Here is a 23658-nt window from a genome sequence, read left to right on the forward strand (position 1 = left end):
TGCTCCCTATTCCGCCGCCAGGGCGGTGTTCTTGGCCATGGCCGCGCGGTCGGGGGCGGCCTTCCAGAAATAGCGGACGAAGCCCCGTTTCTCGTCGACGTCCTTGATGCGGAACACCATCTTGACCGGCAGGCCGCTGTCGACCTCGCCGGGCTCGACGTCGGTGATGTCCATCATGATCCGCCCGCCGCCCTCGAAGACGATCATGCCGTAGTGGTTGGGCGGGCTCATGGAGAAGGTCAGGTAGTCGGCCGAGTAACTGAGGACCGACGCCTTGCGCTCGGCGAAGCGGTACGGCTCCTGGGTGTCGACGCCGGGATTGTTGGGGGCCACCGAGATGCGGGTGCGCGGGAACTGGACCACGCCGGTCTCGCGGCAGCGGCCGCCGACCAGGCCCAGGATCATGTCCTGGTTGCGGTAGAGGGTGGTCAGGGCCGTCTTGTTGTCCTTCTCGGCCCGCATGCCCTTGTCCCATTCGACCAGGCCGTTGAAGGTCAGGAATTTCAGATAGTTGGTCTCGTCTTTTCGATCGGCCAGCGAGCCCGCGACGCCGCGCGCCGGGCGGTTGTTCCCGACGCCGTCGCCGACGCGGAACACCAGGGCCTCGGCGCCCTGGCCGAACTGGGCGACCAGGATCACCTCGCCCGGCTTGGCCTGCTCCAGGGCGTGGGCCAGCATCAGCGGCCCGTGAGCGCTGCCGGCCTCGCCCAGGGTCAGGGCCAGGTTGTCGCGCACCGCCTCGGGGGCGATCCCGACCGCCTTGGCCAGACTGGCGGCCATGCCGGAGAAGGTCGATGGGAAGCAGAAATGCGAGACGTCGGAGGTGTTTAGGCCCGAAACCTCCAGCGCCCGGCGGATGGCCGGCGGGACCAGCTTGACGATGCCCTCGTCGCGGATCCAGCGCTCCTCCCAGGCATAGTCGAAGTCGCTGTCGGCGCCGCGGAAGTGGTCGACGAAGTCGTCGGTGACGCTGCCCTGGCCCAGGAACTCGGCGACGCCGCCCTCGGCGTCGATCACGAAGGCCGCCGCGCCGTCGCCGTTGTCCAGCTCCTGGGTCGAGGCCGCCCGGGCCCGCCGGTGCTCGCCGGTCGCCACCAGGGCGCGCCGGGCCGCCCCGCCCTTCACTGCCGCCAGGGCCTGGCCCAGGGCCGAGAGGCCGCAGCGCTGCGAGCCGGTGACGTCGGCCGAAGCGATCGACGTCTCCAGGGTCAGGGCGGCGGCGACGATGCCGGCGTTCTGGCGATCGACGAACGGCGCCGTGGTCGAAGCGAAATAGAGGGCGTCGACGGCCGAGCGGTCGTCGTCCGGTCCCAAGGCGTCGCGGGCCGCCTCAACCGCCATGGTCAAGGCGTCCTCGTCCCAGTTGGCCATGGACCGCTCGCCGTTGGCCTTGGCCCGCAGGTTCGGCGCGACCCAGGCGTTGGCCTCGGTGACCGCCTTGCGGCTGAGCCGAAGACGCGGCGCATAGGCGCCCCAGGCGGCGATGCCGACCATGTTCCACTCCCTGACCATCGCCCGTTTCGGCGACTTATCAGCGGTTAGCTTACGCTCGCGGAAGGGGTCGGCAAGTGTGACCTGACGTCAGGCGCGGGCCGATCAGCGATAGGGATCGTCGGTGTTCAGGAACCCGGCCACATAGTCCTCGACGCCGTCCTCCAGCGAGGTCATCGGCGCGTTGTAGCCGGCGGCGCGCAGGCGGCTCATGTCGGCCTGGGTGAAGTACTGGTACTTGCCGCGCAGCACTTCGGGCATGTCGAAATAGTCGATGTCGGGCTCGCGGCCGATGGCGCGGAATGTCGCCTCGGCCAGGGCCTTGAACGAACGGGCCTTGCCCGAACCCAGGTTGTAGACGCCGTTGACGTGCGGGCTCTTGGCCAGCCAGGCGACCACGTCGGCCACGTCGCGCACATAGACGAAGTCGCGCAGCTGGCCGCCGTCTTCGTAGTCGGGGTGGTGCGACTTGAAGAGCTTCACGCCCTGCCCTTCGGCCACCTGCGGCCAGATTTGGCAGACGACCGACTTCATGCCGCCCTTGTGCTGCTCGTTGGGCCCGTAGACGTTGAAGAACTTCAGCCCCACCCATTGGGCCGGCGCATGGCCGCGGGCGGCTTCGCGTACGGCGTAGATGTCGAACAGGGCCTTGGACCAGCCGTAGGCGTTCAGCGGCCGCAGGGCCTTGAGGCTTTCGATGTCGTCCTTGCCGTCGAAGCCCTGCTGGCCGTCGCCGTAGGTGGCCGCCGACGAGGCGTAGATCAGCCGCCGCTTGTGCTGGGCGCACCAGCGCCACAGGTCGCGCGACAGCACGAAGTTGGATTCCACGATCAGGTCGGCGTCCGGCTCGGTGGTCGACGAGATCGCGCCCATGTGGATGACCAGCTCGACTTCGTCGCCGCGCTCGGCCAGCCACTCGAACAGGTCCTCGGGCGGAACGAAGTCGGCGATCGGCGACTTGGCCAGGTTCTTCCACTTGTTCTCGGCGGCCTCGCCCAGCCAGTCGCAGACCACGACGTCGAGGCTGTCGTCCTCGCACAGCTTGGCGACGATGTTGGAGCCGATGAACCCGGCGCCGCCGGTGACGAGGATGACGCGTCTGGACATGATCCGCGTTATGGCACAGGGGGCGACAGGAACAAGGTGTTGGACTGGGCGTCGGAGTGAACGTGCGGATCGATCGGGACGGCCCTGTCATCGTCTGGCTGCGCAACGACCTGCGCCTGGCCGACAACCCCGCCCTCGCCGCCGCGGCGGCGACCGGCCGGCCGGTGATCCCGCTCTACATCCTGGACCAGACGCCCGGCGTGCGACCGATGGGCGGGGCGTCCCTGTGGTGGCTCGACAAGTCGCTGGCCGCCCTGGCCGCCTCGCTGGATGCGATCGGCTCGCAGCTGATCCTGCGGCGCGGCCCGGCGCGCGAGGTGCTGGCGGAGGTCGTCGCCCACGCCCAGCCCGCGGCCGTGGTCTGGAACCGCCTCTACGACGCCGCAGCGGTCGACCGCGACACCGACATCAAGGCCTGGCTGAAGGACGAAGGCGTCGCCTGCGAAAGCTTCGACGCCGGCCTGCTGAACGAGCCCTGGACGGTGAGGAACGGCGCCGGCCAGCCCTACAAGGTGTTCACGCCCTACTGGCGCGCGGCGCGGGAGCATCTGCACCAGGTCCATGTCGAGCCCGCGCCCAAGGCCCTGGCCGCGCCCGAGCACTGGCCGCGCACCGAGGCGCTGGCGGGCTGGAAGCTGCATCCGACGAGGCCCGACTGGTCCAAGGGCTTCGACCTGTGGACGCCCGGCGAGGCCGGCGCGCGGGAGCGGCTGGACGACTTCCTGTCGGGCCCGGTCGACGACTACCAGCGCAAGCGCGATCTGCCGGGCGTCGAGGCCACCTCGCGCCTGTCGCCACACCTGCATTTCGGCGAGATCGGCCCGCGCCAGATCTGGGTCGCCGCCCGCAACGCCGTCGAGGCGGGCGACGCCCCCGCCGGCCAGATCGAGAAGTTCCTGTCCGAGATCGGCTGGCGGGAGTTCAACCACGCGATCCTGTTCCACCATCCCGACCTGCCGAAGACCAGCTTCCGGCCCGAGTTCGACGCCTTTCCCTGGGTGAGCGACCACGCCGGCTTCGAGGCCTGGACGCGGGGCGAGACCGGCTATCCGATCGTCGACGCCGGCATGCGCGAGCTGTGGGCCACCGGCTTCATGCACAACCGCGTGCGGATGATCGCCGCCTCGTTCCTGGTCAAGCACCTGCTGGTCGACTGGCGCCGGGGCGAGGCCTGGTTCTGGGACACGCTTGTCGACGCCGACCTGGCCAACAATGTCGGCAACTGGCAGTGGGTGGCCGGCGGCGGGGCCGACGCCGCGCCCTATTTCCGGATCTTCAACCCCATCGCCCAGGGCCAGAAGTTCGACCCCGCCGGGACCTATGTCCGCCGCTGGATCCCGGAACTGGTCGGCCTGCCCGACGCGACGATCCACGAGCCCTGGAAGGCCGCGGCGCAACTGAACGGCGCGGCCAGGCGTCTCTATGGGGAACCGATCGTGGGGCATTCGGCGGCGCGCGAACGCGCGCTCGAGGCCTATCGCGGCCTCAGGGGAGATCAGCCGCTCCACGCGGCCAGGTAGTAACCCCATTTACAGGTCGGTCCCGAGAGTTCTTACTTTCGTCATCAAGTTTGGGATGGGACCGTCGATGACCGATATCCTGCCTTCGACCTGGCCGGCCACGGCCCGCGACCCGGAACTGCGTCGCGCCCCGGCCGCCTTCCGCACCGCCCTCCGCCTCGCCGTGGAGAACTGGGCGGCCGGCAACCTGACCTTCGTCCTGCCCTCCGGAAAGCCGATGCGCATCGTCGGCAAGGCGCCGGGGCCGGACGCGGTGGTCCGCATCCACGACTATCGCTTCATCCGCCGGGTCCTGGCCGCCGGCGGCATCGGCTTCGCCGAGGGCTACATGGCCGGCGAGTGGGACACGCCCGATCTGTCGGCGGTGCTGGAGGCCTTCTCGCTGAACTTCGACCGGCTGACCGCCCTGGTGCGCGGCAATCCGGTCATGCTCGCGGTCAACAAGCTCTACCACCTGTTCCATCGCAACGACCGGGCTGGTTCGCGGAAGAACATCCACGCCCACTACGACCTGGGCAACAGCTTCTATTCGCGGTGGCTGGACCCGACGATGACCTATTCGTCGGCGCTGTACGAAGCGCCCAGCCAGCCGCTGCACCAGGCCCAGCACGCCAAGTACGCTGCCCTGGCCCGCTCGATCGATCTCAGGCCCGGCCAGCACGTGCTGGAGATCGGCTGCGGCTGGGGCGGCTTCGCCGAGTTCGCGGCCAAGGAGGTGGGCGCCAAGGTGACCGGGGTCACCATCTCGCAGGCCCAGCACGACTTCGCCAGGAAGCGCCTGTTCGACCAGGGCCTGGCCGAGAAGGCCGACATCCGGCTGATCGACTACCGCGACGTCCAGGGCCAGTTCGACAGCGTCGCCTCGATCGAGATGTTCGAGGCCGTGGGCGAGGAGTACTGGCCCACCTATTTCGGCAAGATCCGCGAGGTCCTGTCGCCGGGCGGCCGGGCCGGCCTGCAGATCATCACCATCCGCGACGAGCTGTTCGCCCGCTATCGCAGCCGCACCGACTTCATCCAGCGCTACGTCTTCCCGGGCGGCATGCTGCCCAGCGAGGCGCGGCTGAAGCAGGAGACCGACGCCGCGGGCCTGTCGTGGACCGGCGTCACCCGCTTCGGCCAGAACTACGCCGACACCCTGGCTGAATGGGCCACGCGGTTCGAGGCGGCCTGGGAGGACATCAAGGGCCTGGGTTTCGACGAGCGGTTCCGCCGGCTGTGGCGGTTCTATCTCAGCTATTGCGAGGCCGGTTTCCGCACGGAACGCACCAATGTGATCCAGCTGGGTCTCGCCAGGGTCTAGCGAAGGCCGGCCGTCGTGCCGACGTTTGACGTGCATCCCCGCGCGAGCGCGCGTCCGAGGTCGGCCCGATGAACCTCTACACCCTGGTCCTCGATTTCCACGGCGGCACCTACATCACCCAGTTCGAGGCCGACACGCCGACGGACGCGGTCGCCGCCTGGTGCAAGGAGCTGGAGGACGAGCAACTGCTGGGCGACGCCTCGTTCCCCGTGGCCGAGGGCATCATGGTCGACGCCATCGAGAACCACCTGGTCGAGGTGGAGGGCCTGCACGGCGCCTGGTGCGCGGCGGCGACGGTCAACGGCGCCCTGGCCCTGCTGAACGTGATCGTCACCCAGCGCCTGGATTGAACCTGCGCTGAAACGGCCCCCGAAGCGTTGACGCGGGTCGCCTTCAGGAAAACTGGCCTTGCTTACCGGGCGCGCATCACGATCTACCCTACCGACCTCACGACCGGCCGGACCGAAGAGATGACCGTAAAGACCAGCGTCCTGGACGCTATCGGCGACACGCCCCTGATCCGCCTGAACCGCGCCAGCGAGGCCACCGGCTGCGAGATTCTCGGCAAGGCCGAGTTCATGAACCCCGGCCAGTCGGTCAAGGATCGCGCCGCCCTCGGCATCATCCGCGACGCTGAGGCGCGAGGTTTGCTGCGGCCCGGCGGCCGAATCGTCGAGGGCACGGCCGGCAACACCGGCATCGGCCTGGCGATGGTCGCTTCGGCCCTGGGCTACAAGACCACCATCGTCATCCCGCGCACCCAGAGCCAGGAGAAGAAGGACGCCATCCGCCTGCTGGGCGCCGAGCTGGTCGAGGTGGACGCCGTCCCCTACTCCAACCCCGACAACTATGTCCGCTACTCCGGCCGCCTGGCCGAGGAGCTGGCCAAAACCGAGCCGAACGGCGCGATCTGGGCCAACCAGTTCGACAACCTCGCCAACCGCCAGGCTCATTTCGACACCACGGGTCCGGAGATCTTCGAACAGACCGACGGCAAGGTCGACGGCTTCATCTGCGCCATCGGCTCGGGCGGCACCCTGGCCGGCGTCGCCGCCGCCCTGCGAGCCCGCAAGCCCTCGGTGAAGATCGGCCTGGCCGACCCGCACGGCGCGTCGCTGTACAGCTGGTACGCCGACGGCGAGCTGAAGGCCGAGGGCAACTCGATCAGCGAGGGCATCGGCCAGGGCCGGATCACCGCCAACCTGGAAGGCCTGGCGATCGACTATCCCTTCCGCGTGAGCGACGAGGAGATGCTGGAGCAGGTCTTCGACCTGGTGCAGCACGAAGGCCTGTGCCTGGGCGGTTCGACCGGCATCAACGTGGCCGGCGCCGTGCGCATGGCCCGGGCCATGGGCCCCGGCCACACCATCGTGACCGTGCTCTGCGACCACGGCTCGCGCTACCAGAGCAAGCTCTTCAATCCCGCCTTCCTGGCCGAGAAAGGCCTGCCGACTCCGCCCTGGATGTAAGGCCAAGCTCGGCATACGGGTATTGCGCATCACGCTGACCGAGAAGTTGCGGAATTCAACCATCCGGTGCAGGATCGAGGGAAGTCGCACCGGGAGGGCCTGATGGCTTGGAAGGGTATCGTCGGCAAGAGCTTCTCGCCGGAAGGGTTCGAGACCTATTGCGAAGGCCTGAAGTGGTCGACCTGGCGACCTAATTTCATCGTGTTGCACAACACCGGCGTGCCGTCGCTGGATCAGCGCCCGCAGGGCCTGACCGAGCAGCACATCAAGAACCTCGAGGCCTATTACCGCGACAATCAGAAATGGAGCGCGGGACCGCACCTGTTCGTCGACGACAAGCAGATCTGGGTCTTCACGACCCTGACCACGTCCGGCGTCCACTCGCCCAGTTGGAACAGCGTGGCCCTGGGCATCGAGATGCTGGGCGATTTCGACAAGGACGCCTTCGACACCGGCCGCGGCGCCCTGGTGCGCGACAACGTCGTGGCGGCCATGGCCACCCTGTCGGCCGTGCTGGGCCTGGACCCGAACACCATGCGCCTGCACCGCGAGGACCCCAAGACGACCCACGCCTGCCCGGGCAAGAACGTCAAGAAGCTGGAGGTCATCCAGCGGGTCCAGGACAAGATGGAGGAAGAGGCCAAGGAGCACAGCCTCAGCGAGGCGCATCCGTAAGGTTCCGCTCATCCCGGCGAATGCCGGGACCCAGATGGAATAGAGGCGTGGCGGACGCCATGGCCTCCACGCCCCTCCAGTCATCCGCACAGCCATAGGATCTGGGTCCCGGCATTCGCCGGGATGAGCGGGTCAGGGGGAGCGTGGAAATGCAGGCCCAATCGCTTGCCCCTCACCGCCGATCGCGTGATCTTGCCCGCCTTCTCGAAGGGGCGAGTCGGACCCCGAAAGGCTTATCCTCATGACCCACGCCGATCCCCTCGTCTCGACCGCCTGGCTGGCCGAGCATCTCGATGCGCCGGACGTCCGGATCGTCGACGGCTCGTGGCATATGCCGGCCGCGAAACGCGATCCCAAGGCCGAGTACGAGCAGGCCCACATCCCGGGCGCGGTGTTCTTCGACATCGACGAGATCTCGGACGAGACCTCGCCCCTGCCGCACATGCTGCCCTCGCCCATCAAGTTCGCCTCGCGGGTCAAGAAGCTGGGCCTGGGCGACGGCTCGCGGATCGTCGTCTACGACACCAGCGGCATCCTGCCCGCCGCCCGCGTCTGGTGGGAATTCCGCGCCATGGGCCACGAGGACGTGGTGGTGCTGGACGGCGGCCTGCCCAAGTGGATCGCCGAGGGCCGCCCGGTCGACGACCTGGCCGTCAGCCCGCAGGAACGCCATTTCACCCCGCGCTACCAGGCCGACATCGTCCGCTCGCTCGACCAGATGAAGACCAATCTCGACACCCGCCGCGAGCAGGTGATCGACGCCCGCGCCGCCGGCCGCTTCGAGGGCCGCGACCCTGAACCCCGCGCCGGCCTGCGCGGCGGCCACATCCCCGGCTCGCGCAACGTGCCCCTGTCGGCCATCCTGGCGTCGGACGGGACCATGCTGCCCGCCGATCGCCTGGCCGAGGTGTTCAAGGCCGCCGGGGTCGACATCGACAAGCCGATCGCCACCACCTGCGGCTCGGGCATCACCGCCGCCGCCGTCTCCCTGGCCCTGGCGCGGCTCGGCAAGCCCCGAGCGGCGGTCTACGACGGGTCGTGGACGGAATGGGGCGGCCGCGAGGACGTGCCGGTGGCGACGGGCGCGGCCGCACCGGTCCAAGTCTAGGCGACGCCCCGCACAAGGAAAAAGCCCATGAGCAGCCAGTACTCCCACCAGGGCGTGATCGACGCGATCAGGAAGGGTGACCTCCCCCGCCTCAAGGCGGTCTTGGCCGTGGCCGAACAGCATCTGGCGACGTACGGAGATGTCGCCACCATGGTCCAACTGCTCAGGGTCGAGATCTCCAAGCTGGAAGAGCATGAAGGCTGAGGTCGCCGGGAACCCGCAGGCCGGCGCACAGGCTCCGGCGGAGCGGTCCAGCCGACCTCCAGTCCCCTGCAGATTTCCCACCTTGAACGGGTTCGCCCCCGCGCCGTAAACGACAAGGGCTTCGTCGTCGCCCGAGTTCAGCCCGAGTCCGCCCATGCCCCTGGATGAAGAAACCCGCCTGATCCGTCGAGGCGCGCCGCCCAGGGAGGGCACGGTGCTGGCCCGCACGGTCAATCCGCCGGTCCAGCGCGGTTCGACGGTGCTGATGCCCAACGCCGCGTCGCTGTACGACGACGACCAGCTGACCTACGGCATCACCGGCCTGTCCTCACCCGCCAACCTGCAGCTGGCCCTAGCCGAGCTGGAGGGCTCGCCGGACGTGACCCTGTACCCCTCGGGCCTGGCGGCGATCACCGGCGTGATGCTGGCCCTGCTGAAGGCCGGCGACGAGATCCTGGTGGTCGACAGCGCCTACAAGCCCACCCGCCGGTTCTGCGACCGCGTCCTGACCCGCTTCGGCGTCAAGACCACCTACTACGACCCCGCCCTGTCGCCCGACGCCCTGACGGCCCTGTGCGGGCCGGCCACCCGGATGATCCTGCTGGAGGCCCCCGGCTCGCTGACCTTCGAGATGCAGGACATCCCGGCCATCGCCGCCGCCGCCAACGCCCGGGGCGTCCTGACCCTGATCGACAACACCTGGGCGGCCGGCTTCTACTTCAAGCCCCTGGCCCACGGGGTGACCATCAGCGTCCAGGCCCTGACCAAGTATGTCGGCGGCCACTCGGACGTGTTCATGGGCAGCGCCGCCACCGCCGACAACGTGATCGGCAACCAGCTGGGCGACGCCATGTGGGACATCGGCTGGTCGGTGTCGCCCGACGACGCCTACACCGTGCTGCGCGGCCTGCGGACCCTGACCACCCGCCTCCCCGCCCACGAAGCCGCCGGTCTGAAGATCGCCCGCTGGCTGCAGGACCGGCCCGAGGTGTCGCGCGTGCTGCACCCGGCCCTGGAGACCGATCCGGGCCACGCCCTGTGGAAGCGCGACTTCACCGGCGCCTGCGGCCTGTTCGGCGTGGTGCTGAAGCCCTGCTCGCAGAAGGCCGTCCACGCCTTCCTCGACGCCCTGGACCTGTTCGGCCTGGGCTTCTCGTGGGGCGGCTACGAGAGCCTGGCCATCCACTGCGACCCGCAGCTGAAGAACCGCACCGTGCCGGTGAACCTGGAAGGGCCGCTGCTGCGCCTTCACGTGGGCCTGGAAAGCATCGCCGACCTCAAGGCCGACCTCGAACGCGGCTTCGAAGCGCTGGCCAAGGCGTAAATCCATCGCGACGCCGCGGCCCGGAAGGTCTAGACAACCGCCTCGTTCGAAAGGCCCGCCCATGACCGTCCACATCGCCCTGCTGCGCGGCGTCAACGCCGCCGGAAACCGTCAGGTCGCGGCCGAAGAGCTGACCACCCTGCTGACCGAGCTGGGCCATGCGGACGCGCGCACCGGTCCCAAGGTCGGCGACCTGGTGTTCGCCAGCGGCGGACAGACGGGCGCCGAGTTGCAGACCCAGATCGAGACCGCGCTGATGGACCGCTTCTCGCTGCGCACCGACGTCTATGTCCGCACCGCCGACGCCTGGCGCGCCCTGGTCGCCGCCAACCCGTTCCCCGAGTTCGCCGCCCAGGACCCGGGCTGGCTGATGACCCTGTTCCTGAAGGACGCCCCGGACAAGAAGGCCGTCGGCGCCCTGCGCGCGGCCATCCGCGGCCGCGAGCAGGTGCGGGCCGAAAGCCGCCAGCTCTACGCCGTCTATCCCGACGGCGTCGGCGGCTCGAAACTGACCAACAGCCTGGTCGAGAAGACCCTGGGCGCGCGGATCACCGGCCGGAACTGGACCACCGTCCTGGCCCTGGAGGCGATGCTGGACGGCTAGGCCCGCTTGGCCATCGGCATGGTCGTGATCAGCGTCTTCTGCAGGTTCGCGCCCGCCGGCACGGTCCGCCCCCAGCTCGCCCCGCCGTAGCTCCAACCCTTGTTGATGTCGAAGCTGACGGCGACCTGCGCCTGGCCGGTCATGTCGATCAGCAGGCTTTGCGAACTCGAGGTGTTGAGCACGGCGCCGGGGCCGAGGCCGGCGGTCGAGAACGTGACCAGGAAACTGTCCTTCGGCGCGAAGATGTCGCCGCCCAGGCCGTAGAGCGGCGCCGACACGAACGGCGTGGTCGGGCCCGCGCCGAGACCCGCCGTCAACGGGTCGGTCGTGCCGTTGAGCACGGTCACGCCCCGGGGATTGCCGCCCGGCGTCACCGTGGGCGGGCCGCCGGCGACGTAGGTGAACACGTCGCCCAGCACCACGTCGGCGCCGACCGATACGTCGATCACGCTTCCGCTTGTCGTCACATGGGCCTGCAAGGTCGATGGGATCGCGAGCGTGGTCTGGCTCAGGAAGTCCCCGACCGCCGCCCAGACCAGCGCCTTGGCCCCGGCGTTGTTGGTGTCGATCGCCCGCAGCGCATAGAGCGCGTAGCCCAGGTCCTTGAGAGCGGCCAGGGTGGTGGGGTCGACGGCGATCTGGATTTCCTGGATCGTGGACATGGCGGCTCCGGCGGCGGCGTTGCGAAAGGCGAAGCTTGCGCGAACTCGGGCCGCAGCACAATCCAGGAGCGAACCGTCAGCCGGGCTTGGGCAACCTCAGCAGCCGCCAGGCCGCCGCCGTGCCGATCAGGCCGAACACGCAGGTCCCGTAGGCCACATTGGCCAGGAACCCGCTCCAGGCCAGGTCCAGGTGCGCGAAATAGCGGGTCAGCAGCAGGGAGACGCTGCCGACATAGCCGCAGGAGTCGGCGACATAGATCAGGAAGCCGGCCGTCCCCACCTGCCCCGTCGCGGCGATCAGCCGGTCGAACAGCATGCCGTTGAAGGGCGTGTAGGCCATGTAGACGCCCGCCCCCGTCGCGATCATCCAGGCCACGGGGCCGATCAGGCCCAGGCGCCAGCCCAGGGTCGCCAGGCCCAGCAGGGCGAAGCCCAGGGCCACGAAGGCGAAGTTGAAGCCGACCGCCCGGCGGTTGTCGCGCACCAGGCTCAGCACGCCTAAGCCCACCAGCACGATGGCCGCCACCGGGATTTCGGACAGCGAGAAGATTGCAGCGGCGTTCTTGAAGCCCAGCTCGGCCCAGATCTCGGCGGCGAAGTTGTCGCGGAAGTCGCGCAAGGCCGTCAGCACCACATAGACCGCCACCAGCAGGACCAGGGCCGGGGCGTGAGCGGCGAACATGGCGGCGCGGGCCTTGGCGTCCATGGGCGCGCGGCGCACCCGGGCGGCCTCGTCGGCCGGCGACGGCGGCGGCAGCTGAGTCAGGGCCGCCACGGCCAGCAGCAGCAGCGGGGTGAAAAGCAGCCCGGCCAGGGCCGGCATCCAGCGCTCGTCGACGCCCTGCAGCAGCAGGCTCTTGCCCACCGACTTCACCACGCCCGAGGCCAGGATGAAGCTGGCGCACAGCATGGCCCCCAGCACCTCCGACAGCCGCCGCCCCTCGACGAAGCCGAACACCAGGCCCCAGATCATCCCCAGGCACAGGCCGTTGACGAACAGGGCCAGCGGGCCGATCGCCGCCGGGCCGCCGCCCAGGCCCAGCAGCGACAGCTCGGCCACGCCGATCAGCGCCAGGATGGCGATCCAGCGCCGCTCGGGCCGCATCTCCGAGATCACCTTGATGCCGATGATCTTGGACACCGCGTAGCCGGCGACCTGGGCGATCACCAGGGCGACCTTGAAGTCGATGGCCAGCGGCCAGCCGGCCATGTGCTCGTAGTGCGCGGCCGTGAACGGCTTGCGATAGGCGAACATCGAGAAATAGGCCGCGAAGGCCGCCAGCCCGCCGTAGAGGGCGAAGGCCCACGGCGGCGCCTTGGCCAGGGCGCGGGCGATCGGGCTCTGAGTCGGTGTCGTGGTCCCCATGAGCTCATGGGCGGGTGGAATGGGGCGATCCGTCAAGCCCGGCCGGGGGCGCTGCCGGGGACATGCCCTTGGGCGTGTCCCCATCCGCATCCACGGAGCCAGGTTCTGGGGACACGCCGCAAGGGCATGTCCCCGGCGGCATCAGGCCGTTCGCGCCACAAGCGCCTCGTCCGCCACCGCGCCCAGCGCCTGGGCCGCCACTTCACCGACCACGATGACCACCGGACCGCCCTGGCCGCCCAGGCGATCGCCGAGGGTCGCCAGCGTGCCGTGGGTGATGCGGGCGTCCGCCCCGCCCGCCTGCTCGACCGCCACGGCGGGCGTGCCGGGCGCACGGCCCGCGGCGACCATCCGCTCGCAGAGAGCGCCGGCCATCTCGCCGCCCATATAGACGGCCATCGTCGCCTCGGGGTCGCCGGCGGCGCTCCAGTCGCCGCTCAGCGCACCGGCCTCCAGCCGGGCCGTGGTGAACACCACCCGCCGGGCCTCGCCGCGGTGGGTCAGGGGGAAGCCGAACTGGGCGGCGGCGGCGCAGGCGGCGGTGACGCCGGGCACCACCTCGACCGACACCCCGTGCTCGCGCAGGAAAGCGGACTCCTCGCCCACCCGGCCGAACACCGAAGGATCGCCGCCCTTCAGTCGCACCACCCGCAGGCCCTTGCGCGCCAGGCGCAGCATCAGGCGGTTGATCTCATCCTGGTGCATGCTGGGCTTGCCGGCCCGCTTTCCCGTCTGGATGCGCACGCAGCCGGGCGGGGCCAGGGCGATGGCTTCCTCGCTGATCAGGGCGTCGTAGAGCAGCGCCTGGGCGCCCTCGACGGCCCGGACAGCCCGCAGGGTCATCAGGTCGACCGGGCCGGGACCGGCGCCGACGAGCAGGACTTGAGCGCTAGACATGGACGGGCTCCTTGCTGGAGACGGAAACTGACGCGGCGATCATCCGGGCGATCTCGGGACGGCAGGACCCGCAATTGGTCCCCGCCCCGGTGGCGGCGCCGACCGCGTCGGGACTGGCGGCGCCGGCGGCGATGGCGGCCTGCACGACCTTGGCGCCCACCTTCAGGCAAGCGCAGACCAGCGGCCCCTTGTCGGCCGGCGCGCCGGGCGGGCGGCCGAACAGCAGGGCCGAGCGGGCCTGCGCGTTCAGCACCGGCTCGGCGAACAGCTCGGCCAGCCAGTCGCGCGGCGGCAGGCGGCCGGTCAGGGTGACGTACAGCACCGCCGTCAGCCGGCCGTCCTGCACCCAGGCGTCGCGCCGCGCGCCAGTGGCGGCGTCCTCGTAGGTCACGAGTTCGCCGGTCAGGCCCTTGGCGAGGACCTTGCGCAAGGCGGCGCGCTCGACCTCGCCGCCTCGGCCGGCGAACTCGTGTTGCTGGCAGGCGTCGTGGGGGATACGCCGCCAGACGAGGTCCAGCCCGGGGGGTAGAGACAGGCTGTCCCGCGTGAGGAAGAAACCCTTCCAGGTCTCGCGATAGGCGCGGATCCGGGCGGGGGTGTGCTTGAACTCCGGCTGGCCGGACGTGGGGTCCAGGTTCGGTGCGACCAGGGGGTTGGCGCGGCCCGACGGCGCGAAGGCGTCGGTCCAGTGCATGGGCATGAACAGGCCGCCCGACCGCTGGCGGTCGGTGACCTTGGCCAGGGCCACGGCCTCCCCGCGCGTCGTGATCACCCGCGCCAGGGCGCCGTCCTTGACCCCCAGGGCCTCGGCGTCGGCGGGGTGGACCTCGACGAACGGCTCGGGTGCGTGGCGGCACAGGTCCGGCGCCAGGCCCGTGCGGGTCATGGTGTGCCACTGGTCGCGGATGCGGCCGGTGTTCAGCGACATCGGATAGGCCGCGTCGACCGCGTCGGCCGGCCCCTTCGGCCGGGTCGGGACCATGCGGGCGCGGCCGTCAGGGGTCTGGAAGCGTCCGCTCACGAACAGCCGCGGCGTGCCCCGCCCGTCCGCCGCCACCGGCCACTGCACCGGCAGAAGTTCGGCGTAAGCCTCTGGCGTCAAAGCCGAAAGTCCGGACAGGTTCAGGACGCGATCCGTATTCTCGTAGGCCGTCAGGCGCGCCCATTCGCGGAAGACGCTGGCGTTGCTGGCCCAGCCGAAGCCGTCGAAGCCCATGGCCTTGGCCACATCGGCCACGATCCGCCAGTCGGCGCGGGCCTGGCCGGGCGCCGAGAACAGGGCCCGCTGGCGCGAGATCCGGCGCTCGGAATTGGTGACCGTGCCGTCCTTCTCGCCCCAGGCCAGGGCCGGCAGCTTGACGTCGGCGAAGGCCGTGGTGTCGGTCTCCACGCAGTCGGACACCACCACGAACGGACAGCGCTCCAGCGCCTCGCGCACCCGGCCGGCGTCCGGCAGGCTGACGGCGGGGTTGGTGGCCATCACCCAGACGGCCTTGATCTTGCCGGCGTGGATGGCCTCGAACATGTCGACGGCCTTCAGGCCCGGCGCGCGGGCTGTGTCGGGCGCGCCCCAGAAGCGGGCCACGCGGTCGCGGTCGGCCGGGGCGAAGTCCATGTGGCCGGCCAGGGTGTTGGCCATGCCGCCGGTCTCGCGCCCGCCCATGGCGTTGGGCTGACCGGTGATCGAGAACGGGCAACCGCCCGGCTTTCCGATCCGTCCAGTGGCCAGGTGGACGTTGAGGATCGACAGCCCCTTGGCGGTGCCCTGGGCCGACTGATTGGCGCCCATCGAGAACAGGCTGACCGTACGCTCGTGGGCCGCGAACAGGTCGAAGAAGGTTAGCACATCCTCGACCGGCACGCCGCAATCGGTGGCGACGGCGGCCGGCGACTGGTCCAATTCCTCAAGCGCTTCCACGACTTCCGCGAAACCGTTCACGTGAGCGGCGATGTAGTCGCGGTCGACGGCGTCGATGCGGATCAGGTGGGCCAGTAGGCCGTTCCACAGACGCACGTCGCTCTGCGGGGCGATCGCCAGGTGCAGGTCCGCGCCCTCGGCGGTGTCGGTGCGGCGCGGATCGATGACCACGTGCTTCTGGCCCCGCGCCCTCGCCGCCTCCATGCGCCGGAACAGCACCGGATGGGTCCAGGCGGCGTTGTGGCCGCTGAACACCACCAGGTCGGCCAGGTCCAGGTCCTCGTAGCAGCCGGGCACCAGGTCGGCGCCGAAGGCCTGCTTGTGGGCCGCCACGGCCGAGGCCATGCACAGGCGGCTGTTGGTGTCGATGTTGCCCGAACCGATGAAGCCCTTCATCAGCTTGTTGGCGACGTAGTAGTCCTCGGTCAGCAGTTGGCCCGAGACGTAGAAGGCCACGCTGTCGGGGCCGTGCCTGGCGATGGTGTCCTTGAAGCGCCTGGCGACCAGGGCCGTGGCGTCGCTCCAACTCGCCGACTTGCCGTTGATCGTCGGCTCCAGCAGCCGGCCCTGCAGCCCCACCGTCGCCCCCAACGCCGTGCCCTTAGAGCACAGGCGGCCGAGATTGGCCGGGTGGGCCTTGTCGCCCGACACCGACAGGGCCCGTTCCTGGGCGACCGCGCCCGAGACGCCGCAACCCACCCCGCAATAGGGGCAGGTCGTCTTGACGTTCGGGACGGCCGATCCGTCAGCCATGGACGTCGAGGCTCAGCAGCAGGCGGCCGTCGCGGACCTCCAGCGGCACCACGGGGGTGCAGCCCTTGCCCTTGTCGGCGCCCATGGCCTCGCCCGAGGCCAGGTCGATGTTCCAGCTGTGCAGCGGGCAGGTCACCGCCCGGCCGTGGACGATGCCCTGGCTCAGCGGCCCGCCCTTGTGCGGACAGGCGTCCATCAGGGCGAACACCTCGCCGTCGCCGGTGCGGAAGATGGCGATGTCGCCGCGCGGGCTGGGCACCCGGCGCGCGCCGCGACGGGGCACGTCAGTGACCGCGCCGACATCCACCCAGACCGGGACTTTCACGTGCGCGTTCATGCGGGGACGAACTCCATCCGGCGGCTCATGGGGGTGAATTCCTCGGTGTGGCGGCCGGCCACGCGCTCGGCCCACGGATCGAGGCGGGCGAAGCGCTGCGAGAACACGAAGCGGTCGTAGAGGGCCTTGCGCTGGTCCGGATCGGTGACCTTGTCCTGGATGCTCTCCAGCCCCACGCGCGCCATCCACTTGTAGACCCGCTCCAGGTACCAGCCCTCCTCGCGGTACAGTTGCATGGCTGCGGCGATGACCCAGACGGCCTCGTCCTCGGTCGCCACCCGGGTCAGCACCTGGGTGCCCTGGATGTGCAGGCCGGCGGCGCCGCCGATGTGGATCTCGTAGCCGCTGTCGACGCAGACCACGCCGAAGTCCTTGCAGGTGGCCTCGGCGCAGTTGCGCGGACAGCCCGACACGGCCAGCTTGACCTTGGCCGGCGCCCACGAACCCCACAGGAACTTCTCCAGGCGAATGCCCAGCCCCGTGGAGTCCTGGGTGCCGAACCGGCACCAGTCGCTGCCGACGCAGGTCTTCACCGTGCGCAGGCCCTTGGCGTAGGCGTGGCCGCTGACCATGCCCGCGGCGTTCAGGTCGGCCCAGACGGCCGGCAGGTCGTCCTTCTTGACGCCCAGCAGGTCGATCCGCTGGCCGCCCGTGACCTTGACCGCCGGGATGGCGAACTTGTCCGCCACGTCGGCGATGGCCCGCAGCTCGTCGGGCGTGGTCATGCCGCCCCACATCCGCGGAACGACGCTGTAGGTGCCGTCCTTCTGGATGTTGGCGTGGACCCGCTCGTTGATGAAGCGCGACTGCTTGTCGTCGCGATACTCCGACGGCCAGGCGCACAGCAGGTAGTAGTTCAGGGCCGGACGGCACGAGGCGCAGCCGTCGGGCGTGGTCCATTCCAGGGCCTGCATGACCGCCGGCATGGACTTCAGCTCCCACTCCACGATCGCCTTGCGGACGTCGGAGTGCGGCTTGGACGTGCACTTGCACATCGGCTTGGGGCCGGTCTGCTCCTTGAAGCCGTCGCCCAGGGTCAGCTTCAGCACCTGCTCGACCAGCGGCGTACACGAGCCGCACGAGGCCGAGGCCTTGGTCACCGCCTTGACGTCGTCCAGGGTGGTCAGGCCCTGGGCGGTGATGGCGCCGACGATCGCACCCTTGCAGACGCCGTTGCAGCCGCAGATTTCCTGCGTGTCGGGCATGGCCGCAACGGCGGCGTTAGGGTCCAGGCCGAACAGCCCTTCCGTGATGGCCTGGCCGAAGATCAGGGTCTCGCGGATGTCGGTCACGCTGGCGCCCGACCGCATCAGGTCGAAGTACCAGTTGCCGTCGGCGGCGTCGCCGAACAGCACCGCCCCCGCCACCTTGCCGTCCTCGATGACCACGCGCTTGTAGACGCCGCGCCCGGCGTCGCGGAACACGATGTCCTCGCAGCCTTCGCCGCCCGAGAACTTGCCGGCTGAGAAGACGTCGACGCCCGACACCTTCAGCCGGGTCGACAGGACCGAGCCCTCGTAGGCCCCCTCCCCGTCGGTCATGGACTCGGCCAGCGAGCGGCACATGTCCCAGATGGGCGCGACCAGGCCGTAGCAGTTCCCCCGGTGCTCGGCGCATTCGCCCACGGCGAACACCGCCGGGTCGGAGGTGCGCATGGCGTCGTCGACGAGCACGCCGCGATTGACCGCCAGGCCGGCGTTGCGGGCCAGGGTCGAATTCGGACGGATGCCCACGGCCATGACCAGCAGATCGCACGGCAGGGTGCGGCCGTCCTTCAGCTTCAGGCCGGTGACCTGGCCGTCCGCTCCGACGATCTCTTCCGAGTGAGCGCCCAGCACGGTCTCGACGCCGCGCTCGGCCAAGGCCTCGCGCAGCAGGAAGCCGGCGCTTTCGTCCAGTTGGCGCTCCATCAGCACGTCCATCAGGTGGACGACCGTGGCGGCCATGCCGCGCCGGGCCAGGCCGTAGGCGGCTTCGAGGCCCAGCAGGCCGCCGCCGATCACCACGGCCCTGGCGCCGGGCCTATTGGAGGCGGCGACCATGGCCTCGACGTCGTCCAGGTCGCGGAAGGTGACCACGCCCTTCAGGTCGATGCCCGGCAGCGGCAGGCGGAACGGGTCGGACCCCGTGGCCAGGATCAGCTTGTCGTAGGCGACCTCGAGCCCGCCCTCGGCGACCACCTTGCGGCCTTCCAGGTCGACCGCCGTGACGGCGCGACCGGCGTGCAGGGTGATGGCGTTGTCGGCGTACCAGGCCTCGTCGTTGATGACGATGTCGGCGAAGCTCTTCTCGCCCGCCAGCACCGGCGACAGCATGATGCGGTTGTAGTTCACCCGCGGCTCGGTCCCGAAGATCGCGATCTCGTAGCGGTCGGGATCGCGCTTGAGGACTTCCTCGACCGCCCGGCAACCGGCCATGCCGTTGCCGATGACGACCAGCTTTTCCTTGGTCATGGTTCTGCTCACTGGAAGAGGAAGGTCAGACGCGGATCGGACGGGCGTCGCCGCCGTGCAGGGTCGGCCAGACCGCGCGCCAGCGGGCCTTCAGGCCGGTCAGGGCGACCAGGGCGAACACCGCCAGGGCCGCGAAGCCCAGGAAGCCGACCTGGTAGGAACCGGTCATCTTCTTGGCCATGCCCAGGGACGAGGCCAGGTAGAAGCCGCCGATGCCGCCCGTCATGCCGATCAGGCCGGTCATGACGCCGATCTCCTTGCGGAACCGCTGGGGCGCCAGCTGGAACACCGCGCCGTTGCCGGCGCCCAGGGCCAGCATCGAGAACATCAGCACCGCCAGGGCGACCCAGGCCGAGGGCAGCTGGAAGCTGGCGACCGACAGGCCGGCGGCGGCCAGGGCGAAGACGAAGGTCAGGGTCCGCACCCCGCCGAAGCGGTCGGCCAGGGCCCCGCCGACCGGGCGGATGAACGAGCCGGCGAACACGCAGGCGGCGGTGAAGAAGCCGGCGATCACCGGGTCCAGGCCGTATTCGGCGTTGAAGTAGATGGTCAGGGACGAGGCCAGGCCCACGAAGCCGCCGAAGGTGACGGCGTACAGCAGCATCAGCCACCAGGCGTCCGGAACCTTCAGGACGTCGAGATACTCGGTCAGCTTCTTGGGCGCGGGCTGTTCCGGCGCGTCCTTGGCCAGCAGCATGTAGACCACGAAGGCCACGGCCAGCGGCGCGGCGGCCAGGCCGATCACGTTCTGCCAGCCGAAGGTCTTGGCCAGGATCGGCGCGAACAGGGCCGCCAGGGCGGTGCCGCTGTTGCCGGCGCCGGCGATGCCCAGGGCCAGGCCCTGGTGCTCCTGCGGATACCAGCGCGAGGCCAGCGGCAGGGCGACGGCGAACGAGGCGCCGGCCACGCCGAGGATCAGGCCCAGGGCCAGGACCTGGTGATAGTCGTGGATGCCCAGGGCCCAGGCCCCGACCAGGCCGGCCAACACGATCAGCTGGCCGATCATGCCGGTCTTCTTGGGACCGATGCGGTCGACCAGCACGCCGTTGACCAGCCGCAGCACCGCGCCGGCTAGGACCGGGATGGCGACCATCAGGCCCTTCTGGGCGGGGTCGAGGTGGAACTCCTTGGCGATGGCCACGCCGAGCGGGCCCAGGATCACCCAGACCATGAAGCTGAGATCGAAATACAGGAACGCGGCGAACAGGGTCGGCGTGTGGCCGGCCTTCAGGAAATCACGAGAGATCATGATGCGCCTCGGATGTTGCGTGTCTGCGAGAGCGGGGCGTCATCGCCCCGGGCGGGTGACCGCATCCGAGCGGTCGTCTCTGGCAGCCACGAACGCCGTTGTCCGAAGGCTTGATGTCAGTGGAACTTCAGGCTGCTGACGGAGTCACGCACCATGTTGCGGTGCAGTGCGAACGACGGTCTCGTCGTACGATCTTCGTGCAATTGCCTAACTTGAAGGCAGCGCTAATGCCCACAAGTTGGGCAAAACGCAGCTAGGGGCGCATTCGGCCGATCGGAAAAGCCGCCGCGTAGCTCGAGGCTTTCGCCGGGTCGAACGACGCGCTGTCGAACAGCCCCCCGCCGGCGGGGGCCGCGTCGGCGAACACCATCGCGGGATCGACGATCGGCCCCAGGGACAGGGCCGCCTCGCGGAAAAGATCGGGCCGGTAGACCGCGTCCGCGACTTGGTCGAGGTCGAGCTCCGCCCGGACCTGCCCCCAGCGGACCATCTGGGACAGGAACCACAGCGCATGCTCGCGACGCGGCAGGCCGGCGGCGTCGCGGTGGAAGACGATCTCGGACTTCAGCGCCCGGGCCACGACCTCGGCCTCGACGCCCACATGGTCGGGCCGCGACAGCAGGGCCACCAGTTCGGCGTGGTTGCCGGGCTCGTCTGCCCAGGCCGCAGCGCGGATCAGGGCGCGAAGGGCGGCGCGCAACTCGTCGCCATGGCGCTCGGCCCAGCCGGCGGTGACGCCGAACACCTTGTCCGGACCGCCCGGCCACAGCTGCGAGGCCTTGATCAGCACCTCGCCCAGACCCTCGTCGACGGCCACGGCGTTCCACGGCGCGCCGACGCAGAAGCCGTCGATCTCGCCCAGGCGCAGATGCTCGACCATGCGCGGCGGCGGCGTGACCACCAAGCGCACGTCGCGGTCTGGGTCGATCCCCGCCTGGGCCAGCCAGTAGCGCAGGGCGTAGTTGTGCATCGACTGCGGGAAGACCATCGCGAAGGTCAGGATCGGCGCGTCCTGCGCGCGACGCTGTTCGACCAGCTTGGCCAGGGGCGCGGCCGTGATCAGGGGCGCGGCCATGCCCTCGGGGTCGATCTGGCGCAGTTGGGCCGCCAGCCGCGTCGAGACCGTGATCGCGCTGCCGTTCTGGTTCAGGGCCAGCGGCGCCAGCATCGCCGACCGCGGATCGTTGAGACCGGCGGCCAGGGCCATGGGCGCCAGCATGTGCGCGCCGTCCAGGGCGCCGACCAGCACCTTGTCGCGGATCGTGGCCCACGACGCCTCGCGGCTGAGCGTGACCTCCAGCCCCTCCTCGGCGAAGAAGCCCCGCGCCTTGGCCACCACCAGCGGCGCGCAGTCGGTCAGGGGGATGAAGCCCAGCGTCAGGTCGGCCAGCCCGCTCACGAGGCGTCGCCCTTCAGCACGCCGGCGAAGGCCAGCAGGTCGGCCGCGACCTGGCCGATCGGCTTGCCGCGGTCCATGGCCAGCTTGCGCAGCAGACGATAGGCGCCGTCCTCGTCCAGGCCGCGCTCCTTCATCAGCAGGCCCTTGGCGCGCTCGACGGTCTTGCGCGACTCCAGGTCGGCCTTGGCCTTGGCCAGGTCGCCGCGCAGCTGCTGGGTCAGGGCGAAGCGGCTCATGGCCACGTCGAGGATCGAGCGGACGCGCGCCGGCGCCAGGCCGTCGACCACATAGGCGGCCACCCCGGCCCGCACGGCCTGCTCGGCCAGGCCCGGTTCGGAGCGGTCGACGAACATCACCACGGCGCGCGGATTGTGCTGCCCGGCCTCGCGCAGGCTTTCCAGGGTGTCGCGGTCGGGACTGTCGGCGGCGATCACCACCACGTCCGGCGCGAAGGCGGCGGCCTCGCGCTCGTCGAACGTGGCCGCCCGACGCACCTCCAGCGGCTGCACGCCCTCCAGTCCCTCGGCCACGAGGGCGGCGCGCGCGGGATCCGGATCGATGACGAGGACGCGCATGCCCTCCGCCCTAAGGCTCTCGGGCGACGGGGGGGAGCGGTGAAGGTCCGTCACGGGCGCAGTTGCTCTATCAGCCTGGAATTTTCGCACCCTAGCCTGAAATAGCGGCGCCGGAAGGCCGTGACGGACCTTCAGATCGTCACTGTGTCCCGCGCAGCCGGATCCAGGCCGCCGGCTTCTTGCCTGTCTTGGCCGACACCTCGTCGCGCACCGCGCCGAAACGCGGGTCCAGCAGCGCGGCCAGGCCGTAGGTGCCCACGGCGTTCGACACGTCCCACGGGTGGGGCGCGTATTCCTTCTGGCCGGCGGCGGCGCGGTCGCGGTCGAACTGGATCTTGGAGTTGGCGAACTCGATGTGGGTCTTCTGGCCGCGCGCGTACGGGACCAGCCAGTCCAGCGCCGAGGCCAGGCTGACGTCGTTGTCGGCCTTCCAGTTCAGCCAGTCCTCGCCGTGCGCCTTGGCCGACAGCGCCGCCATCATCAACGGGTCGAGGTCGTAGGTGACGTAATGCAGGGCGTCGCGCTCGTGGAAGTCGAACACCGACCCGTCGGGCTGGATGTTGGTCGAGACCTGGGCGCGATAGGCCGCCCTCGCCCGCTCGATCAGCTTGGCGTCGCCGGTCTGGAAGGCGGCCATGGTCGCCAGCTTGACGCGGTGGCTCTGCCAGTTGGTGTTGAAGTTCTTCGGCTTGGCGTCCATCGCGTCCAGATAGCCGGCGGCCATGCCCCGCCACATCTTGTCGACCTTGGCGCGGGTCGCGGCCGGCAGGTCAGCCTCGGTCAGGTCGGTGGCCATCAGCAGCGTGTCGAAGCCGGTCTCGTCGATCGGGTTGAACGACGGCTCGTAGATGTCGGCCCAGGCCTCCAGATAGCGGCCGGCCTGGTCGAGATAGGCGCGGTCGCCGGTCAGGCGCCAGGCCAGGGCCAGGTTCAGCACGATCGGCTGGTCTTCCTTGGCCTTCAGGCTGATCTCGCGGATGCCCTTGCCCGGCAGGGTGCCTTCGGTGTGCAGCTTGGGGATCGCGCCCGGCGGACGGTCGAGGGCGGCCTTGGCCTTGGAAATCACCTCCTGGGCCGCCGGGGCCTGGGCGGCGCCCTTGGCGTAGTCGGGACCGAGGATGGCGTAGTCGCCGGCCAGGGCAGGCGAAGCCAGGAGGGCCAAGGCGGCGGCCGCGCCCATCAGCAGGGTCTTCATGTCACGCGTCTCTTCGTACTGGAGATCAAAGAAAAAGGGCCGGGCTTCA

The 23658-nt window shown here is 70.0% G+C and carries 21 protein-coding genes; 9 read left to right on the forward strand and 12 right to left on the reverse strand.

From position 1 onward, the window contains the following. Positions 1 to 6: 6 nt before the first annotated feature. Both BR39_RS0118395 and rfaD read right to left on the reverse strand, forming a co-directional pair. A complete protein-coding gene (locus tag BR39_RS0118395; RefSeq protein ID WP_029914899.1) occupies positions 7 to 1494 on the reverse strand; it encodes a hydroxymethylglutaryl-CoA synthase family protein in 1488 nt (495 codons plus the stop codon). A gap of 102 nt (positions 1495 to 1596) precedes the next feature. Continuing rightward, positions 1597 to 2598, reverse strand: coding sequence for an ADP-glyceromanno-heptose 6-epimerase (rfaD, locus tag BR39_RS0118400; protein WP_029914901.1), 1002 nt, complete (start codon positions 2596 to 2598; stop codon positions 1597 to 1599). Between the two features lie 62 nt (positions 2599 to 2660). Here rfaD and BR39_RS0118405 point away from each other — a divergent pair, with 62 nt between their 5' ends. The 9 genes from BR39_RS0118405 (at position 2661) to BR39_RS0118445 (ending at position 10805) form a co-directional block, all read left to right on the forward strand. Further along, positions 2661 to 4118, forward strand: a complete 1458-nt coding sequence (locus BR39_RS0118405; protein WP_029914902.1) for a deoxyribodipyrimidine photo-lyase — start codon at positions 2661 to 2663, stop codon at positions 4116 to 4118. 67 nt (positions 4119 to 4185) lie between these two features. Continuing rightward, a complete protein-coding gene (locus BR39_RS0118410) occupies positions 4186 to 5421 on the forward strand; it encodes a cyclopropane-fatty-acyl-phospholipid synthase family protein (RefSeq protein WP_029914904.1) in 1236 nt (411 codons plus the stop codon). A gap of 68 nt (positions 5422 to 5489) precedes the next feature. Continuing rightward, entirely contained in the window at positions 5490 to 5771 is a 282-nt protein-coding gene (locus tag BR39_RS0118415; protein WP_029914906.1) for a hypothetical protein, read from the forward strand. A gap of 120 nt (positions 5772 to 5891) precedes the next feature. Continuing rightward, positions 5892 to 6890, forward strand: coding sequence for a cysteine synthase A (locus BR39_RS0118420; RefSeq protein ID WP_029914908.1), 999 nt, complete (start codon positions 5892 to 5894; stop codon positions 6888 to 6890). 102 nt (positions 6891 to 6992) lie between these two features. Beyond that, the gene (locus BR39_RS0118425; protein ID WP_029914909.1) at positions 6993 to 7565 is read left to right on the forward strand and encodes a peptidoglycan recognition family protein; all 573 of its coding nucleotides are present in this window, start codon (positions 6993 to 6995) and stop codon (positions 7563 to 7565) included. 241 nt (positions 7566 to 7806) lie between these two features. Then, entirely contained in the window at positions 7807 to 8673 is an 867-nt protein-coding gene (sseA, locus tag BR39_RS0118430; RefSeq protein ID WP_029914911.1) for a 3-mercaptopyruvate sulfurtransferase, read from the forward strand. Positions 8674 to 8700: 27 nt separating this feature from the next. Then, complete coding sequence (locus BR39_RS26230) at positions 8701 to 8877, forward strand: DUF1843 domain-containing protein (protein ID WP_081916892.1); 177 nt, start codon at positions 8701 to 8703, stop codon at positions 8875 to 8877. Positions 8878 to 9037: 160 nt separating this feature from the next. Continuing rightward, positions 9038 to 10201 carry a cystathionine beta-lyase gene (gene metC, locus BR39_RS0118440; protein ID WP_029914914.1) on the forward strand — a complete coding sequence of 388 codons (1164 nt, stop codon included), beginning with the start codon at positions 9038 to 9040 and terminating at the stop codon, positions 10199 to 10201. Positions 10202 to 10262: 61 nt separating this feature from the next. Beyond that, entirely contained in the window at positions 10263 to 10805 is a 543-nt protein-coding gene (locus BR39_RS0118445; protein WP_029914915.1) for a DUF1697 domain-containing protein, read from the forward strand. Here BR39_RS0118445 and BR39_RS0118450 read toward each other — a convergent pair. The 10 genes from BR39_RS0118450 to BR39_RS0118495 all read right to left on the reverse strand — a co-directional run bounded on the left by BR39_RS0118450 (position 10802) and on the right by BR39_RS0118495 (position 23609). Beyond that, positions 10802 to 11467, reverse strand: coding sequence for a hypothetical protein (locus tag BR39_RS0118450; RefSeq protein ID WP_029914917.1), 666 nt, complete (start codon positions 11465 to 11467; stop codon positions 10802 to 10804). The genes BR39_RS0118445 and BR39_RS0118450 overlap by 4 nt on opposite strands. A gap of 76 nt (positions 11468 to 11543) precedes the next feature. Beyond that, a complete protein-coding gene (locus BR39_RS0118455; RefSeq protein WP_029914919.1) occupies positions 11544 to 12833 on the reverse strand; it encodes a DUF5690 family protein in 1290 nt (429 codons plus the stop codon). 141 nt (positions 12834 to 12974) lie between these two features. Continuing rightward, the gene (gene cobA / locus BR39_RS0118460; protein WP_029914921.1) at positions 12975 to 13730 is read right to left on the reverse strand and encodes a uroporphyrinogen-III C-methyltransferase; all 756 of its coding nucleotides are present in this window, start codon (positions 13728 to 13730) and stop codon (positions 12975 to 12977) included. Next, entirely contained in the window at positions 13723 to 16401 is a 2679-nt protein-coding gene (locus BR39_RS0118465; protein ID WP_029914923.1) for a nitrate reductase, read from the reverse strand. Before BR39_RS0118465 ends, cobA begins: the two co-directional genes overlap by 8 nt. Beyond that, a complete protein-coding gene (gene nirD / locus BR39_RS0118470; RefSeq protein WP_029914925.1) occupies positions 16394 to 16738 on the reverse strand; it encodes a nitrite reductase small subunit NirD in 345 nt (114 codons plus the stop codon). The genes BR39_RS0118465 and nirD overlap by 8 nt, the downstream gene beginning before the upstream one ends. Beyond that, positions 16735 to 19191, reverse strand: a complete 2457-nt coding sequence (gene nirB / locus BR39_RS0118475) for a nitrite reductase large subunit NirB (protein ID WP_369795650.1) — start codon at positions 19189 to 19191, stop codon at positions 16735 to 16737. Before nirB ends, nirD begins: the two co-directional genes overlap by 4 nt. 25 nt (positions 19192 to 19216) lie before the next feature. Then, entirely contained in the window at positions 19217 to 20440 is a 1224-nt protein-coding gene (locus tag BR39_RS0118480) for a NarK/NasA family nitrate transporter (protein WP_029914928.1), read from the reverse strand. Between the two features lie 253 nt (positions 20441 to 20693). Further along, complete coding sequence (locus BR39_RS0118485) at positions 20694 to 21839, reverse strand: CmpA/NrtA family ABC transporter substrate-binding protein (protein ID WP_035018659.1); 1146 nt, start codon at positions 21837 to 21839, stop codon at positions 20694 to 20696. After that, a complete protein-coding gene (locus BR39_RS0118490) occupies positions 21836 to 22414 on the reverse strand; it encodes an ANTAR domain-containing response regulator (RefSeq protein ID WP_029914933.1) in 579 nt (192 codons plus the stop codon). The genes BR39_RS0118485 and BR39_RS0118490 overlap by 4 nt, the downstream gene beginning before the upstream one ends. 139 nt (positions 22415 to 22553) lie before the next feature. Next, positions 22554 to 23609: an alginate lyase family protein gene (locus tag BR39_RS0118495; RefSeq protein ID WP_029914935.1), complete on the reverse strand. Its 1056-nt coding sequence runs from the start codon at positions 23607 to 23609 to the stop codon at positions 22554 to 22556. Positions 23610 to 23658: the final 49 nt, after the last annotated feature.

The organism is Caulobacter sp. UNC358MFTsu5.1, assembly GCF_000712075.1.
Classification (GTDB): domain Bacteria; phylum Pseudomonadota; class Alphaproteobacteria; order Caulobacterales; family Caulobacteraceae; genus Caulobacter.